This is a genomic window from Butyrivibrio sp. AD3002, assembly GCF_000420905.1.
GTDB lineage: Bacteria > Bacillota > Clostridia > Lachnospirales > Lachnospiraceae > Butyrivibrio.
In genome coordinates this window covers 38,665-53,221 of record NZ_ATVV01000009.1, presented here as the reverse complement: position 1 = coordinate 53,221, position 14,557 = coordinate 38,665, and the positions used below count along the sequence as shown (strand labels likewise).

At 42.9% G+C, this 14,557-nt stretch carries 28 protein-coding genes; all 28 read left to right on the top strand.

Going from position 1 to position 14,557, the window contains the following annotated elements; all coding sequences use genetic code 11:
* Window positions 1–19 precede the first annotated feature (19 nt).
* The 28 genes from rplD to G596_RS0107970 all read left to right on the top strand — a co-directional run bounded on the left by rplD (window position 20) and on the right by G596_RS0107970 (window position 14,521).
* Window positions 20–643, top strand: coding sequence for a 50S ribosomal protein L4 (rplD, locus tag G596_RS0108105; RefSeq protein ID WP_022761338.1), 624 nt, complete (start codon window positions 20–22; stop codon window positions 641–643).
* A complete protein-coding gene (rplW, locus tag G596_RS0108100) occupies window positions 643–942 on the top strand; it encodes a 50S ribosomal protein L23 (RefSeq protein ID WP_022761337.1) in 300 nt (99 codons plus the stop codon). Before rplD ends, rplW begins: the two co-directional genes overlap by 1 nt.
* Window positions 943–1,030: 88 nt before the next feature.
* Window positions 1,031–1,873 (top strand): 50S ribosomal protein L2, encoded by an 843-nt coding sequence (rplB, locus tag G596_RS0108095; protein ID WP_022761336.1) that lies wholly within the window; start codon window positions 1,031–1,033, stop codon window positions 1,871–1,873.
* 33 nt (window positions 1,874–1,906) lie between these two features.
* Window positions 1,907–2,188, top strand: a complete 282-nt coding sequence (rpsS, locus tag G596_RS0108090; RefSeq protein WP_022761335.1) for a 30S ribosomal protein S19 — start codon at window positions 1,907–1,909, stop codon at window positions 2,186–2,188.
* 41 nt (window positions 2,189–2,229) lie between these two features.
* Window positions 2,230–2,616: a 50S ribosomal protein L22 gene (rplV, locus tag G596_RS0108085; protein WP_022761334.1), complete on the top strand. Its 387-nt coding sequence runs from the start codon at window positions 2,230–2,232 to the stop codon at window positions 2,614–2,616.
* Between the two features lie 20 nt (window positions 2,617–2,636).
* Complete coding sequence (gene rpsC, locus G596_RS0108080; RefSeq protein WP_022761333.1) at window positions 2,637–3,308, top strand: 30S ribosomal protein S3; 672 nt, start codon at window positions 2,637–2,639, stop codon at window positions 3,306–3,308.
* On the top strand, window positions 3,308–3,745 hold the full coding sequence (gene rplP / locus G596_RS0108075) for a 50S ribosomal protein L16 (RefSeq protein WP_022761332.1): 438 nt from the start codon (window positions 3,308–3,310) through the stop codon (window positions 3,743–3,745). Before rpsC ends, rplP begins: the two co-directional genes overlap by 1 nt.
* Window positions 3,735–3,938, top strand: a complete 204-nt coding sequence (rpmC, locus tag G596_RS0108070) for a 50S ribosomal protein L29 (RefSeq protein ID WP_022761331.1) — start codon at window positions 3,735–3,737, stop codon at window positions 3,936–3,938. The genes rplP and rpmC overlap by 11 nt, the downstream gene beginning before the upstream one ends.
* A gap of 24 nt (window positions 3,939–3,962) precedes the next feature.
* Complete coding sequence (gene rpsQ / locus G596_RS0108065) at window positions 3,963–4,217, top strand: 30S ribosomal protein S17 (RefSeq protein WP_022761330.1); 255 nt, start codon at window positions 3,963–3,965, stop codon at window positions 4,215–4,217.
* A gap of 33 nt (window positions 4,218–4,250) precedes the next feature.
* Window positions 4,251–4,619, top strand: coding sequence for a 50S ribosomal protein L14 (gene rplN, locus G596_RS0108060; protein WP_022761329.1), 369 nt, complete (start codon window positions 4,251–4,253; stop codon window positions 4,617–4,619).
* 11 nt (window positions 4,620–4,630) lie between these two features.
* Entirely contained in the window at window positions 4,631–4,942 is a 312-nt protein-coding gene (gene rplX / locus G596_RS0108055; RefSeq protein ID WP_022761328.1) for a 50S ribosomal protein L24, read from the top strand.
* Window positions 4,943–4,963: 21 nt separating this feature from the next.
* Window positions 4,964–5,503, top strand: a complete 540-nt coding sequence (gene rplE / locus G596_RS0108050) for a 50S ribosomal protein L5 (protein ID WP_022761327.1) — start codon at window positions 4,964–4,966, stop codon at window positions 5,501–5,503.
* Between the two features lie 19 nt (window positions 5,504–5,522).
* Window positions 5,523–5,708, top strand: coding sequence for a type Z 30S ribosomal protein S14 (locus G596_RS0108045; RefSeq protein WP_022761326.1), 186 nt, complete (start codon window positions 5,523–5,525; stop codon window positions 5,706–5,708).
* Between the two features lie 88 nt (window positions 5,709–5,796).
* A complete protein-coding gene (gene rpsH, locus G596_RS0108040; protein WP_022761325.1) occupies window positions 5,797–6,198 on the top strand; it encodes a 30S ribosomal protein S8 in 402 nt (133 codons plus the stop codon).
* Window positions 6,199–6,213: 15 nt separating this feature from the next.
* Entirely contained in the window at window positions 6,214–6,753 is a 540-nt protein-coding gene (gene rplF, locus G596_RS0108035) for a 50S ribosomal protein L6 (RefSeq protein WP_022761324.1), read from the top strand.
* A 19-nt stretch (window positions 6,754–6,772) separates the two neighbouring features.
* Window positions 6,773–7,141: a 50S ribosomal protein L18 gene (rplR, locus tag G596_RS0108030; RefSeq protein ID WP_022761323.1), complete on the top strand. Its 369-nt coding sequence runs from the start codon at window positions 6,773–6,775 to the stop codon at window positions 7,139–7,141.
* Window positions 7,142–7,157: 16 nt separating this feature from the next.
* Complete coding sequence (gene rpsE / locus G596_RS0108025) at window positions 7,158–7,667, top strand: 30S ribosomal protein S5 (RefSeq protein WP_022761322.1); 510 nt, start codon at window positions 7,158–7,160, stop codon at window positions 7,665–7,667.
* Between the two features lie 29 nt (window positions 7,668–7,696).
* A complete protein-coding gene (gene rpmD / locus G596_RS0108020) occupies window positions 7,697–7,900 on the top strand; it encodes a 50S ribosomal protein L30 (RefSeq protein WP_022761321.1) in 204 nt (67 codons plus the stop codon).
* Between the two features lie 15 nt (window positions 7,901–7,915).
* Complete coding sequence (gene rplO / locus G596_RS0108015) at window positions 7,916–8,356, top strand: 50S ribosomal protein L15 (RefSeq protein WP_022761320.1); 441 nt, start codon at window positions 7,916–7,918, stop codon at window positions 8,354–8,356.
* Entirely contained in the window at window positions 8,356–9,672 is a 1,317-nt protein-coding gene (gene secY, locus G596_RS0108010; RefSeq protein WP_022761319.1) for a preprotein translocase subunit SecY, read from the top strand. The genes rplO and secY overlap by 1 nt, the downstream gene beginning before the upstream one ends.
* A gap of 92 nt (window positions 9,673–9,764) precedes the next feature.
* Window positions 9,765–10,406 carry an adenylate kinase gene (locus G596_RS0108005; protein ID WP_022761318.1) on the top strand — a complete coding sequence of 214 codons (642 nt, stop codon included), beginning with the start codon at window positions 9,765–9,767 and terminating at the stop codon, window positions 10,404–10,406.
* Window positions 10,407–10,424: 18 nt separating this feature from the next.
* Complete coding sequence (map, locus tag G596_RS0108000) at window positions 10,425–11,183, top strand: type I methionyl aminopeptidase (protein ID WP_022761317.1); 759 nt, start codon at window positions 10,425–10,427, stop codon at window positions 11,181–11,183.
* A 38-nt stretch (window positions 11,184–11,221) separates the two neighbouring features.
* Window positions 11,222–11,440, top strand: coding sequence for a translation initiation factor IF-1 (gene infA, locus G596_RS0107995; RefSeq protein ID WP_022761316.1), 219 nt, complete (start codon window positions 11,222–11,224; stop codon window positions 11,438–11,440).
* Window positions 11,441–11,591: 151 nt separating this feature from the next.
* Window positions 11,592–11,705, top strand: a complete 114-nt coding sequence (gene rpmJ, locus G596_RS0107990) for a 50S ribosomal protein L36 (RefSeq protein WP_022754357.1) — start codon at window positions 11,592–11,594, stop codon at window positions 11,703–11,705.
* A 166-nt stretch (window positions 11,706–11,871) separates the two neighbouring features.
* Entirely contained in the window at window positions 11,872–12,240 is a 369-nt protein-coding gene (gene rpsM / locus G596_RS0107985; RefSeq protein ID WP_022761315.1) for a 30S ribosomal protein S13, read from the top strand.
* Between the two features lie 58 nt (window positions 12,241–12,298).
* Window positions 12,299–12,697 carry a 30S ribosomal protein S11 gene (gene rpsK, locus G596_RS0107980; protein WP_022761314.1) on the top strand — a complete coding sequence of 133 codons (399 nt, stop codon included), beginning with the start codon at window positions 12,299–12,301 and terminating at the stop codon, window positions 12,695–12,697.
* Window positions 12,698–12,856: 159 nt separating this feature from the next.
* Window positions 12,857–13,450, top strand: a complete 594-nt coding sequence (rpsD, locus tag G596_RS0107975) for a 30S ribosomal protein S4 (protein WP_022761313.1) — start codon at window positions 12,857–12,859, stop codon at window positions 13,448–13,450.
* Window positions 13,451–13,558: 108 nt separating this feature from the next.
* Window positions 13,559–14,521 (top strand): DNA-directed RNA polymerase subunit alpha, encoded by a 963-nt coding sequence (locus G596_RS0107970; RefSeq protein ID WP_026499387.1) that lies wholly within the window; start codon window positions 13,559–13,561, stop codon window positions 14,519–14,521.
* The last annotated feature ends 36 nt before the right edge of the window (window positions 14,522–14,557 follow it).

Genomic DNA, 14,557 nt, shown 5'->3' with positions numbered 1-14,557 from the left:
ACGAAAGGAGGACATACAGATGGCTAACGTATCTGTTTATAATATCGAAGGCAAAGAAGTTGGCAACATCGATCTTAACGATGCCATTTTCGGAGTTGAAGTAAATGAACATCTCGTACATCTGGCAGTAGTTCAGCAGCTTGCTAACAATCGTCAGGGTACACAGAAGGCAAAGACACGTTCCGAAGTTAGCGGAGGTGGTCGTAAGCCTTGGAGACAGAAGGGAACCGGTCATGCAAGACAGGGTTCAACAAGATCTCCTCAGTGGACAGGCGGCGGTGTAGTATTCGCTCCCGTTCCGAGAGATTACTCTTTCAAGATGAACCAGAAAGAGAAGAGAGCGGCTCTTAAGTCTGCACTCACAGATAAGGTTCAGACAGGTAAGCTTATCGTTCTTGACGAGCTTAAGATGGATGAATTCAAGACAAAGAAGCTTGCAGAGGTTATGAACAACCTCAAGGCTACACGTAAGGCACTTGTTGTTCTTGCAGACAACGATACTAAGGTTGTTAAGTCAGCAAGCAATCTTCCTGAAGTTAAGACAGCGCTTACAAACACAATCAATGTATATGATATCGTAAACGCTCAGACACTCGTTCTTACAAAGGACGCAGTTGCTAAGATTGAGGAGGTGTATGCATAATGGCAGCATTACAGTACTATGACGTAATCCTTGAGCCTGTACTTACAGAGAAGAGCATGAATGCCATGGGCGAAAAGAAATACACTTTCTTCGTTCATCCTGAAGCTAACAAGACTCAGATAAAGGAAGCAGTTGAGAAGATGTTCGACGGCGCTAAGGTTTCTAAGGTAAACACACTTAACGCAAACGGCAAGCTTAAGAGACGCGGAATGACTTACGGCAGAACTGCTAAGATCAAGAAGGCAATCGTACAGCTTACTGCAGACAGCAAGGACATCGAGATTTTCCAGGGACTTTGATAATAACTAATTAACTATACGCACAGGATCAAAGCAAAGTCCGGATCCGGGTTTTAAACCGTGCGTGATATCAAAAAGGAGAAGAATCATGGGAATTAAGAAATACGGCCCATATACACCGTCCAGAAGAAACATGACAGGTTCTGATTTCTCAGAGATCACAAAGAAGACACCTGAGAAGAGCCTCCTTGTTTCTAAGAATTCTAAGGCTGGACGTAATAACCAGGGTAAAATCACTGTAAGACATCGCGGTGGCGGTGGAAGAAGAAAGTACAGAATCATCGACTTCAAGCGTTACAAGGATGAGTGCACAGCAAAGGTTATCGGTATCGAGTACGATCCTAACAGAACTGCAAACATCGCACTGCTTGAGTATGAGGATGGCACAAAGGCTTACATCCTTGCTCCTCAGGGACTTAAGGATGGCATGACAATCATGAATGGTCCTGCAGCCGAGGTTCGTATCGGTAACTGCCTCCCTCTTGCAAACATTCCTGTCGGTGAAAGCGTACACAACATTGAGCTTTATCCCGGAAGAGGCGGTCAGCTTGTTCGTTCAGCAGGTAACTCAGCTCAGCTTATGGCTAAGGAAGGTAAGTATGCAACTCTTCGTCTTCCTTCAGGCGAGATGAGACTTGTTCCGATCGAGTGCCGTGCAACAATTGGTACAGTAGGTAACATTGATCATAACCTTATCAACATCGGTAAAGCTGGTCGTAAGCGTCACATGGGTATCCGTCCTACAGTTCGCGGATCAGTTATGAACCCGAATGATCACCCGCATGGTGGTGGTGAGGGTAGAGCACCTATCGGTCGTTCCGGTCCCAGCACACCTTGGGGTAAGCCTGCTCTTGGTTACAAGACACGTAAGAAGAAAAAGGCTTCTAACAAGATGATCATTAGAAGAAGAGATGGTAAGGCAATCAAGTAATTGATGCCTGATTGATAGAAAAGGAGAATGACAATGTCTAGATCACTTAAAAAGGGACCTTTCGCAGATGCTAGTCTTCTTAAGAAGATCGATGCAATGAATGCAGAGAATCAGAAGCAAATCGTTAAGACATGGTCCCGTCGTTCCACGATTTTTCCTTCCTTCGTTGGACACACAATCGCTGTTCATGACGGAAGAAAGCATATTCCGGTATATGTAACGGAAGATATGGTTGGTCACAAGCTTGGTGAGTTCGTTCCTACAAGAACCTACAGAGGTCATGCAGGCGCCGAGAAGAAGGGCGGAGTTCGCTAAGTCTGTGTGACTTGGTTCAACATTGAAAGGAGGTTAAATCTATGGCAACAGCACATAGATCTCAAGTTAAAAGAGAGAGAAATGCTCAGAAGGATACAAGACCTTCAGCAAAATTATCTTACGCAAGAATCCCTGTTCAGAAGGCATGCTTCGTAATGGATGCCATCAGGGGTAAGGACGTTGAGACAGCACTTGCTATCCTGGAGTACAATCCGAGATACGCTTCCAGCGTTATTTATAAGTTACTTAATTCTGCAATCGCAAATGCTGAGAACAACAACGGCATGAACAGAGCTAATCTGTACATTGCAGAGTGCAATGCAAGCAATGGCCCGATTATGAAGAGAATTCAGCCTAGAGCTCAGGGTAGAGCTTACAGAATTCAGAAGAGATTAAGCCATTTGACTGTAATTCTGGATGAGAGATAAGAAAGGAGAAAGTAAGTTCAATGGGACAGAAAGTTAATCCTCATGGCCTTAGAGTCGGCATCATTGCAGATTGGGATTCCAAATGGTATGCAGAGAACAATGAGTTTGCAGACAACCTTGTTGAAGATTACAAGATCAGAAAGTTTCTGAAGAAGAAGCTTTACGCTGCAGGTATCTCCAAGATCGAGATCGAGAGAGCATCTGACCGCGTCAAGGTTATCGTTTATACAGCTAAGCCCGGTTTCGTAATCGGTAAGGGTGGTGCTGAGATTGAAGTTACTAAGAAAGAGCTTTCAAAGCTCACAGACAAGAAGGTTCTTGTTGATATTAAAGAGATCAAGAAGCCCGATAAGGACGCTCAGCTCGTTGCAGAGAACATTGCACAGCAGCTTGAGAACCGTGTATCCTTCCGTCGTGCTATGAAGTCCTGCATGAGCAGAACAATGAAGACAGACGCACAGGGTATCAAGGCATGCTGCAGCGGACGTCTTGGTGGTGCTGATATCGCACGTAGCGAGTTCTACAGCGAGGGCACAATCCCGCTTCAGACACTTAGAGCAGATATTGATTATGGATTTGCTGAGGCAGATACAACCTATGGTAAGGTTGGTGTTAAGGTATGGATCTATAAGGGTGAAGTACTTCCTACTAAAGCATCCGAGAATTCAGATAAGGAAGGGAGCGATAAATAATGTTAATGCCGAAGAGAGTAAAGCATCGTAAGCAGTTCCGCGGTTCTATGGCTGGTAAGGCTACACGCGGCAACACAATCGCATACGGTGAGTATGGAATAGTAGCGCTTGAGCCCTGCTGGATTCGTTCAAATCAGATCGAGGCAGCCCGTGTCGCTATGACTCGTTTCATCAAGCGTGGTGGTCAGGTTTGGATCAAGATTTTCCCTGACAAGCCTGTTACAGCAAAGCCTGCTGAAACTCGTATGGGTTCCGGTAAGGGTTCTGTAGATTACTGGGTAGCAGTTGTTAAGCCTGGACGTGTAATGTTTGAAATCGGCGGAGTCGATGAAGAAGTTGCAAGAGAAGCACTTCGTCTTGCAACACACAAACTTCCTTGCAAGTGCAAGATCGTTTCAAAGGCTGATTTGGAAGGCGGTGCATCCAATGAAAACTAATAAGTATGTAGAAGAGCTGAAAGCTAAGTCTGCTGAGGAACTCAGCCAGGAGCTTGTATCAGCTAAAAAGGAACTTTTTAATCTGAGATTCCAGAACGCAACTAACCAGCTGGATAACACAGCAAGAATCAAAGAGGTTAGAAAGAATATTGCGAGAATACAGACTGTCATCACACAGAAGGCAGCACAGTAATTGGAATCCTGAAAGGAGTATATCGTGGAAAGAAATTTAAGAAAAACGCGTGTTGGTAAAGTAACAAGCGATAAGATGGATAAGACCATCGTTGTTTCCATCGAAGATCATGTAAAGCATCCTCTTTACAAGAAGATCGTAAAAAGAACCTATAAGCTGAAGGCTCATGATGAGAACAATGAGTGCCATATAGGTGATACAGTCAAGGTTATGGAAACAAGACCGATCTCTAAAGATAAGAGATGGAGACTGGTTCAGATTATTGAGCGTGCTAAGTAATTAGCTGATAGTTGATTATAAAGGAGAAATAACATGATTCAGCAGGAAAGCAGACTTAGAGTTGCTGATAACACAGGTGCGAAAGAGCTTCTTACAATCCGTGTTATGGGCGGTTCTACAAGAAGATATGCGAGAATCGGCGATGTAGTTGTTGCTTCGGTTAAAGAAGCAACACCAGGCGGCGTTGTAAAGAAGGGTGATGTTGTTAAGGCAGTTGTAGTACGTACTGTTAAAGAGACTCGCCGTAAGGATGGTTCTTACATCCGTTTTGATGAGAACGCTGCAGTAATCATCAACGATGAAGGTAACCCGAGAGGAACTCGTATTTTTGGACCCGTTGCAAGAGAGCTTCGTGACAAGAAGTACATGAAGATTCTGTCTCTCGCTCCGGAAGTATTATAAGGAGGCACCGAATGTCTACAAGTAAGATTAAGAAGGGCGACACTGTTAAGGTTATCGCCGGTAAGAGCAAAGATAAAGAAGGCAAGGTACTCTCCGTTGACACAAAGAACGGCAAGGTAGTAGTTGAGGGCGCTAACATGGTAACAAAGCACACAAAGCCCTCTGCATCTAACCCCAACGGTGGTATCGTTCAGCAGGAAGCTCCCATGGACATCTCCAATGTTATGTATGTTCATAAGGGAAAGGCAACACGTGTTGGTTTCAAGGTTGAGGATGGTAAGAAAGTCCGCATCGCAAAGTCAACCGGTGATGTCATTGACTGATAGGAAAGGAGGTAAGGAGCTTTGAGTAGATATAAAGATTTATATAAAGACGAGATCGTGAGCGCTATGACAAAGAAGTTCGGTTATAAGAACGTCATGGAAGTTCCGAAGCTCGATAAGATCGTAATCAATATGGCTGTAGGTGAAGCTAAGGAGAACGCTAAGGTTCTTGAGAACGCTGCAAACGATATGCAGATCATCTCCGGTCAGAAGCCTGTTTATACAAAGGCTAAGAAGTCCATCGCTAACTTCAAGATAAGAGAAGGTATGCCGATCGGATGTAAAGTAACTCTTCGTGGTGAGAAGATGTACGAGTTCATGGATCGCCTTGTAAACCTTGCACTTCCTCGTGTCCGTGACTTCCGTGGTGTTAACCCGAACGCTTTCGATGGCAGAGGAAACTATGCTCTTGGTATCAAGGAGCAGCTTATTTTCCCTGAAATCGAGTACGATAAGGTTGATAAGACAAGAGGTATGGACATCATCTTCACAACAACTGCCAAGACTGATGAAGAGGCTCGTGAGCTTTTAACACTCTTCAACATGCCTTTCGCTAAGTAATTAAGGAGGAATCGAACACATGGCTAAATTATCCATGAAGGTAAAGCAGCAGATGAAACCCAAGTTTTCAACACGTGCATATAACCGTTGCAGAATTTGCGGTCGTCCTCATGCTTATCTCAGAAAATACGGAATCTGCAGAATTTGTTTCCGTGAGTTAGCTTACAAGGGCGAGATCCCGGGTGTACGTAAGGCTAGTTGGTAATTATTTAAACCATTGCGGCTTCGTGTCTCTGCGCAGACGGGCACAGTAAGGCGGAGCAATAATAGAAAATTAAGGAGGCTTTTTCAAAATGGCAATGAATGATCCTATTGCAGATATGCTTACAAGAATTCGTAATGCTAATACTGCAAAGCATGACACAGTTGACGTTCCTTCTTCAAAGATGAAGCTTGCTATTGCAAACATTCTTCTTGACGAAGGTTATATCAAGAAACTTGACGTTGTTGAAGAGAACGGTTTCAAGAATCTTCACATCACACTTAAATACGGTGCTGACAGAAATGATAAGGTTATCACCGGATTGAAGAGAATTTCCAAGCCCGGTCTGCGTGTATACGCAGGTAGAGAGGAGCTTCCGAGAGTACTTGGTGGTCTCGGTATCGCTATCATCTCAACTAACCAGGGTGTTGTAACTGATAAGAAAGCAAGAGAGCTCCAGGTTGGTGGCGAAGTTCTTGCATTTGTATGGTAAATTGGAGGTACGGGCATGTCACGAATTGGAAAAATGCCAATCGCAATTCCTGCTGGAGTTACAGTAGAAGTTGCAGAAAATAATAAGGTGACTGTTAAGGGTCCTAAGGGCACTCTTGAGAGAGTTTTCCCTGCAGAGATGCAGTTTGAGCAGAAAGATGGTCAGATCGAAGTTAAGAGACCTGATGATCAGAAGAAGACCAGAGCGCTTCACGGACTTTCAAGAAGTCTTCTGAATAACATGGTTGTTGGTGTTACAGATGGCTATGAGAAGAAACTTGAAGTTAATGGTGTAGGTTACAGAGCAGCTAAGAGCGGTAAGAAACTCACCTTAACCCTTGGCTATTCACATCCTGTAGAACTCGATGATCCTGAAGGAATCGAGACAGTTGTTGATGGTAATGCTATCATCGTCAAGGGCATAGATAAAGAAAAGGTTGGCCAGCATGCAGCTATCATCAGAGAGAAGAGAGCTCCTGAGCCGTATAAGGGCAAGGGTATCAAGTACGCTGATGAGGTTATCCGCCGCAAGGTTGGTAAGACCGGTAAGAAGTAAGAGATAAGGAGAGTAAAAAATGGTTAGTAAAGAGTCCAGACAGAAAAGTCGCGAAAAGAAGCATCTGAGAATTCGCAATCGTTTCAGCGGCACTGCTGAAAGACCGCGTCTTGCAGTTTTCAGAAGTAATAATCATATGTATGCTCAGGTTATCGATGATGTTGCCGGTAAGACACTCGTTTCTGCTTCCACACTTGAGAAGGACATTAAGTCAGCTCTTAAGGTTACAGATAATGTTGAGGCCGCTGCATACGTTGGTGATGTTGTTGCTAAGAGAGCAATGGAAAAGGGTATCAAGGCTGTTGTTTTCGACAGAGGCGGTTACATCTACCATGGTAAGGTAGCAGCACTGGCTGAGGCAGCCAGAAAAGCAGGCTTAGAATTCTAAGGAAGGGAGAAAGATAATGAAGCGTACAATCGTTGATGCAAGTCAGCTTGAATTAACAGATAAAGTCGTTACCATCAAGCGAGTTACTAAGGTTGTAAAGGGTGGACGTAACATGAAGTTCACCGCACTCGTTGTAGTTGGTGACGGAAACGGTCATGTAGGTGTAGGTCTTGGAAAGTCTACTGAAATTCCGGATGCTATCCGTAAGGGTAAGGAGGATGCTACCAAGAACCTCATCACAGTTCCGCTTGATGAGAACAACAGTATCACACATGATTTCGTTGGTAAGTTCGGTTCTGCAGAGGTTCTGCTTAAGAGATCTCCTGAAGGTACCGGTATCATCGCAGGTGGTCCTGCTCGTTCTGTATGTGAGCTTGCAGGAATCAAGAACATTCGTACAAAGTCACTTGGTTCCAACAACAAGCAGAACGTAGTTTATGCAACCATCAATGGTCTTGCAAATCTCAAGACACCGGAAGAAGTTGCTAAGAAGCGCGGTAAGTCTGTAGAAGAAGTTATCGCATAATAAATAGGCAACTAGTAAAGGAGAAAACAATGGCAGCTAATAAAGAAAGTGGAAAAATGCTTAAAATCACATTGGTTAAGTCCACTATTGGTGCTGTTCCGAAGCAGGTTGCTACGGTAAAATCAATGGGATTTAAGAAGCTTAACAGCAGTGTAGAACTGCCGGACAACTCTGCTACCAGAGGTCAGATCCAGCAGATCAGACACCTTGTTAAGGTCGAAGAACTGAACTAATAAAGGAGGAAAGTCATGGAATTATCTAATTTGAGACCTGCTGAGGGTTCTGTTCAGAGTGACAATTTCAGAAGAGGCCGCGGTCATGGCTCAGGAAATGGCAAGACTGCAGGTAAGGGACACAAAGGACAGAAGGCTCGTTCAGGTGCTCCGAGACCCGGATTCGAGGGTGGACAGATGCCCCTTTTCCGTCGTCTTCCTAAGAGAGGATTCAAGAATATCAATTCTAAGAAGATCGTAGCTATAAATGTAAGCGAACTTGAGCGCTTCGACAACGACAGTGTTGTTGACATTCAGGCACTTAAGGATAATGGTATCATCAAGCATGAGTATGATGGTGTTAAGATACTTGGAAACGGTGAATTTACCAAAAAGCTTACGGTTAAAGTAAATGCCTTCAGTGCATCTGCTAAGGAGAAAATCGAGGCTCTTGGGGGAACGGCAGAGGTGATTTGATGTTCACAACAATTAAGAACGCATTCAAAATCAAAGATATAAGATTAAAGTTATTATTCACATTTGCAATGCTTTTGGTGATTAGACTTGGTTCAGCAATTCCGGTACCCGGAATGAACGTATCTGTTTTCCAGCAGTGGTTTGCTGAATTATCGGAAAACAATGCCTTTGGTTTTATGGATCGATTCACAGGTGGATCATTTGAGAACATGTCAATTTTGGCACTCAATATTACACCCTACATCACATCTTCTATTATTATCCAGCTTCTCACGATTGCTATTCCTAAGTTTGAGGAATGGCAACGTGATGGAGAGGATGGAAGAAAAAAGCTTGCAGCTCTCACACGTTATATCACTGTAGCACTTGCTCTTATTGAGTCAGTAGCAATGGCTATAGGTTTCTACAGAAGTGGATTCCTCATCGAGAAATCTCCTCTGTATGTAGTAGAGATTGTTGCAGCACTTACTGCAGGCAGTGCGTTCCTTATGTGGATCGGTGAGCGTATAACAGATAATGGTGTAGGAAACGGTATCTCTATCGTACTTACTATTAACATTATCTCAAGAATGCCTTCCGACCTCAGTAGCTTGTTTACACAGTTTGTAACAGGCAAGAACATTGCCAGAGGAGTGGTATCCGTAATCATTATTGTTGCGGTAATCGTAGCAATGGTTGTTCTCGTTGTTCTTCTCAACGGCGCAGAGCGCAGGATTCCGGTACAGTATGCTAAAAAGATTCAGGGGAGAAAGACTTATGGCGGAAATCATTCAGAGATTCCTCTTAAGGTTAACACCGCAGGCGTTATGCCTATCATTTTTGCGATGTCTCTCTTCCAGTTCCCGATCATTATCAGCCAGCTTGTTGGCTATAAGGGAACAGGTGCATGGAGCGAGATCCTTAAATACTTGAATCAGAGCTACTGGTGCAATACCTCAAATCTCAAGTATTCAATCGGACTTGTTGTATATGTTTTACTGCTTATCTTCTTTGCATATTTCTATACATCAATTACATTTAATCCGCTTGAGATTGCAGATAATATGAAAAAGCAGGGTGGCTTTATTCCCGGAATTCGTCCCGGAAAGCCTACCAGTGATTATTTAACAAACATTCTGAATTACATCATTTTCATCGGAGCTGTTGGACTTACCATTATCGGTGTCCTTCCGATATTCTTCAATGGTGTATTCGGTGCTAACGTATCCTTCGGTGGTACGAGCCTTATCATTGTTGTAAGTGTTATTCTTGAAACGGTGAAACAGATTGAATCACAGATGTTGGTACGTAATTACAAAGGTTTTTTAGATGATTAAAACTTAAGAGGTTTCGGAGCATACCGAAAGGTATGCTTCCTAACCTCTTATTGTGCATTTAAGAAATATAAGAAAAATAGGAGACTTCCAGTATGAAAATTATTATGTTAGGTGCACCCGGTGCAGGTAAGGGAACACAGGCAAAAATGATTGCTGATAAATATCAGGTTCCGCACATTTCTACAGGTGATATTTTCAGAGCAAATATCAAGAACGGAACTGAACTCGGAAAGAAAGCAAAGGAATACATGGATCAGGGGCAGCTTGTTCCGGATGAGCTTACTGTTGAGATCCTTCTTGACAGAGTAGCACAGGATGACTGCAAGAACGGCTATGTTCTTGACGGTTTCCCGAGAACAATTCCTCAGGCTGATGTACTTGACAAAGAGCTTACAAAGCTTGGCGACAAGGTTGACTATGCAATTAACGTAGATGTTCCGGATGAGAACATTGTTCGCAGAATGTCAGGAAGAAGAGCATGCCTTAAGTGTGGTGCTACTTACCACATCGAGCATATTCCTCCGAAGCAGGAAGGAATATGTGACACTTGTGGCAGTGAGCTTGTTCAGAGAGATGATGACAAGCCGGAGACAGTTAAGAACCGTCTTAGCGTTTATCATGAGCAGACTCAGCCCCTCATCGACTATTACACAAAGAAGAACATTCTTAAGACTGTCGATGGAACAAAGGACATGCAGGAAGTCTTTAATGAGATTACAGGTATTCTCGGTTAATTATTGAGGTAATGAGTAATGCCGGTCACCATTAAAACGGACGAAGAATTGAACCTCATGAGAAAAGCAGGTGAGCTGCTTGCACAGGTTCATGAAGAACTACATAATGCGCTCAGACCGGGAATCTCCACTTTAGAGTTGGATGCAATTGGCGAAGAAGCCATTCGCAAACGCGGTGGAATACCGAATTGCAAGGATTATGAAGGATATCCGGCATCAGTTTGTATTTCCGTGAATGATGAGGTTGTTCACGGAATACCTAAAGCTGAGACTATTTTAAAAGAAGGCGATATAGTTTCTTTTGATACGGGTCTGATATATGAAGGATTTCATTCAGATGCAGCCAGAACCTGGGGCGTAGGAAATATTTCCCCGGAAGCACAGAAACTTATTGATGTCACAAGAGAGAGCTTTTTTGAAGGCATCAAATATGCCAAAGCCGGAAATCACTTATATGACATTTCCAAGGCGATTGATAAATATATCAAACCGCATGGCTACGGAATAGTAAGGGAACTTACAGGACATGGAATTGGCAGAGAATTACACGAAGAGCCATATATTCCCAATTATAGGAAATTAACAAGAGGTATACTCTTAAAACCGGGAATGACTCTCTGTGTTGAACCCATGATTACGATGGGAAGCAGAAAAATAGCATTTCTCGATGATGAATGGACTGTTGTAACTCTTGATAGTTCTTTGGCGGCACATTATGAAAATACCATTGCGGTAACGCCTGACGGAGAACCCGAGATACTGACAATTATTAAATGAACCACTTAAATGTGATATAGAAATGAGGTTAAGATCAGATGTCTAAAGCAGATGTAATTGAAATTGAAGGAAAAGTAGTTGAGAAGCTCCCCAACACAATGTTCAGGGTTGAGCTTGAGAACGGTCATATCGTACTTGCTCATATCAGTGGCAAGCTCAGACAGAACTTTATTCGTATTCTTCCCGGAGACAAGGTAACACTTGAACTTTCACCCTATGATCTCACAAAAGGAAGAATAATTTGGAGAGATAAGTAATCGCTTAGCTCCTGTAATTCGGGACGAATAAAAGCAAGTTTAAAATAATGCTTGTAATAGTTCTATATATATGTTATGATTGAATGCGGTCGTTTAAAAAGGGGTATCAGTATGCCCTTTTATACGCATATATACCAGAAAGGAGTTACAAATGAAAGTTAGGTCTTCTGTTAAGCCTATGTGCGAAAAGTGCAAGGTTATCAAGAGAAAAGGCGTTATTCGTGTAATTTGCGAAAACCCTAAGCACAAACAGAGACAGGGCTAATTCGAGTCATTTTGACATTACTTTTTGATACCAATGTGTATTGGAAAGATCGGATTAACTACTGTCCGATTGGGCTGAATAATCGCCCCAATCAAACAAGTAACATTTAATTATGGAAACAAAAGGTTTCCGCAAACAATTTTTTTCAAATGGAGGAATATTAAAAATGGCTCGTATTGCAGGTGTAGACTTACCCAGAGATAAGCGAGTTGAGATTGGTCTCACATATATCTATGGTATTGGTAGAACAAGCTCAAACAAAATTCTTGCTGCTGCAAATGTAAATCCCGACACACGTGTTCGTGATCTCACAGATGATGAGGTTAAGAAGATTGCTGAGATTATCGGTAATGATTATGACGTAGAAGGTGATCTTAGAAGAGAGATCGCTATGAACATCAAGCGTCTTTCAGAGATCGGATGCTACAGAGGTATCCGTCACAGAAGAGGACTTCCTGTTCGTGGTCAGAGAACAAAGACCAACGCTAGAACAAGAAAAGGTCCCAAGAGAACAATCGCTAATAAGAAGAAGTAATTCTCTTATTATATAGTAACTTTAGATAATTCATAGGAAGAAAGTAGGTTAGTTTAAAATGGCAAATCAGAAATCAAGTGCTTCTAAGACTAAGAAGCGTGTCAAGAAAAACGTTGAACACGGACAGGCACACATTCAGTCATCTTTCAATAACACAATCGTTACATTGACAGATGCTGCAGGTAATGCTCTTAGCTGGGCAAGTGCCGGTGGTCTCGGTTTTAAGGGTTCAAGGAAATCTACTCCATATGCTGCACAGATGGCTGCAGAGACAGCAACAAAGGCTGCACTTATTCATGGCCTTAAGACTGTTGATGTCTTTGTAAAGGGACCGGGTTCAGGAAGAGAAGCTGCTATCAGAGCTCTTGCTGCAAGTGGTCTTACTGTTACCAGTATTACGGATGTAACTCCCGTACCTCATAACGGATGCCGCCCGCCCAAGCGCCGCAGAGTATAATTTATCCTATATGATATTCACTCAGAGCCTGCGTTTTTACGTCTGGCTCTGATGGAGTATATAGACACTATTAACATTTAACTCGTTGGATGAAGGCACAGGTAGTGTCGTGCTGTAAACAACAGTCAGGATTTTTCCTGAACAAGAAAGGAGCCAATAATGGCAGTAAACAGAGTTCCAGTACTTAAGAGATGCAGATCACTTGATTTGGATCCCACATTCCTTGGATATGACAAGAAGTCCAAGAGAACAAACAGCAGAGCAAACAAGAAGATGAGCGAGTATGGTCTTCAGCTCCGTGAGAAGCAGAAGGCAAAGTTCATTTATGGCGTTCTTGAGAAGCCTTTCCGTAACTACTACGACAAGGCTGATCGTCAGAAGGGACAGACCGGTGAGAACCTTATGGTCCTTCTTGAGCGCAGACTTGATAATGTTATTTTCCGTATGGGCTTTGCAAGAACAAGAAGAGAAGCTAGACAGGTTGTTCTTCATAAGTTCATCACTGTAAATGGTAAGGTAGTTAACATTCCTTCTTACCTCATCAAGGCAGGCGATGTTATCGAAGTTAAGGAAGCTTCCAGAAGCATCCAGAGATTCAAGGATATCGCAGAGATCACAGCAGGCAGAATCGTTCCTGAGTGGCTTGATGTTAACAAGGATAACCTTAGCGGTACAGTTAAAGAATTCCCTTCAAGAGATGTAATCGACGTTCCTGTAAACGAGATGTTGATCGTCGAGTTGTATTCTAAGTAATTTAAAATAGTTCAGCGTGGCCATAGTTCGAAAACGCGTGCGTTTTCGAACCCGGCTCTGAATTATTTAATTTTAGAAACACCATAAAACCATAAGGAGGGTATGTCAGTGTTTGATTTTGAAAGACCAAATATTGAAGTTGCTGAGATTTCAGAGGACAAGAAGTACGGCAGATTCGTTGTTGAGCCTCTTGAGAGAGGTTATGGAATTACTCTTGGTAATTCACTCAGAAGAATTATGCTTTCCTCTTTGCCTGGAGCAGCAGTAAGTCAGGTCAAAATCGAAGGTGTACTGCATGAGTTCAGTTCTATTCCCGGAGTAAAGGAAGATGTAACTGAGATCATAATGAATATCAAGAATCTTTCTATTCGCAATAATTCTGAGACTAATGAGCCCAAGACAGCATACATCGAGTATTCAGGCGAGGGTGTAGTCACAGCTGCTGATATTCAGGTTGATCAGGATATCGAAATCACAAATCCTGAGCAGGTTATTGCAACACTGTCCGGTAAGGATGCTAAGCTCTACATGGAGCTCACCATCACAAAGGGCAGAGGATATGTAAGCTCTGATAAGAATAAGCTTGCAGATCTTCCTATCGGTGTTATTGCAGTAGATTCTATCTATACACCAGTTGAACGTGTAAATGTCAGTGTAGAGAATACACGTGTAGGTCAGGTTACTGACTATGATAAGCTGACACTTGATGTTCACACTAACGGAACACTTGCTCCCGATGAGGCTGTAAGCCTTGCAGCAAAGGTTCTTAGTGAGCATCTTAGCCTCTTCATCGATCTGTCTGAGAATGCCAAGACTGCAGAAGTTATGGTAGAGAAAGACAATGATGAGAAGGAAAAGGTTCTTGAGATGAGCATCGATGAGCTTGAGCTCAGTGTTCGTTCCTTCAACTGCCTCAAGAGAGCCGGAATCAATACTGTTGAGGAGCTTACAAACAAGACTCCCGATGATATGATGAAGGTTCGTAACCTTGGACGTAAGTCCCTTGAGGAAGTGCTTGCTAAGCTTGATGAGCTTGGACTTGCACTTAGAACAGGTGAAGATCAGAACTGATAAAACAGGTTAGTATTCGCTGATGGTAAAGCCGAC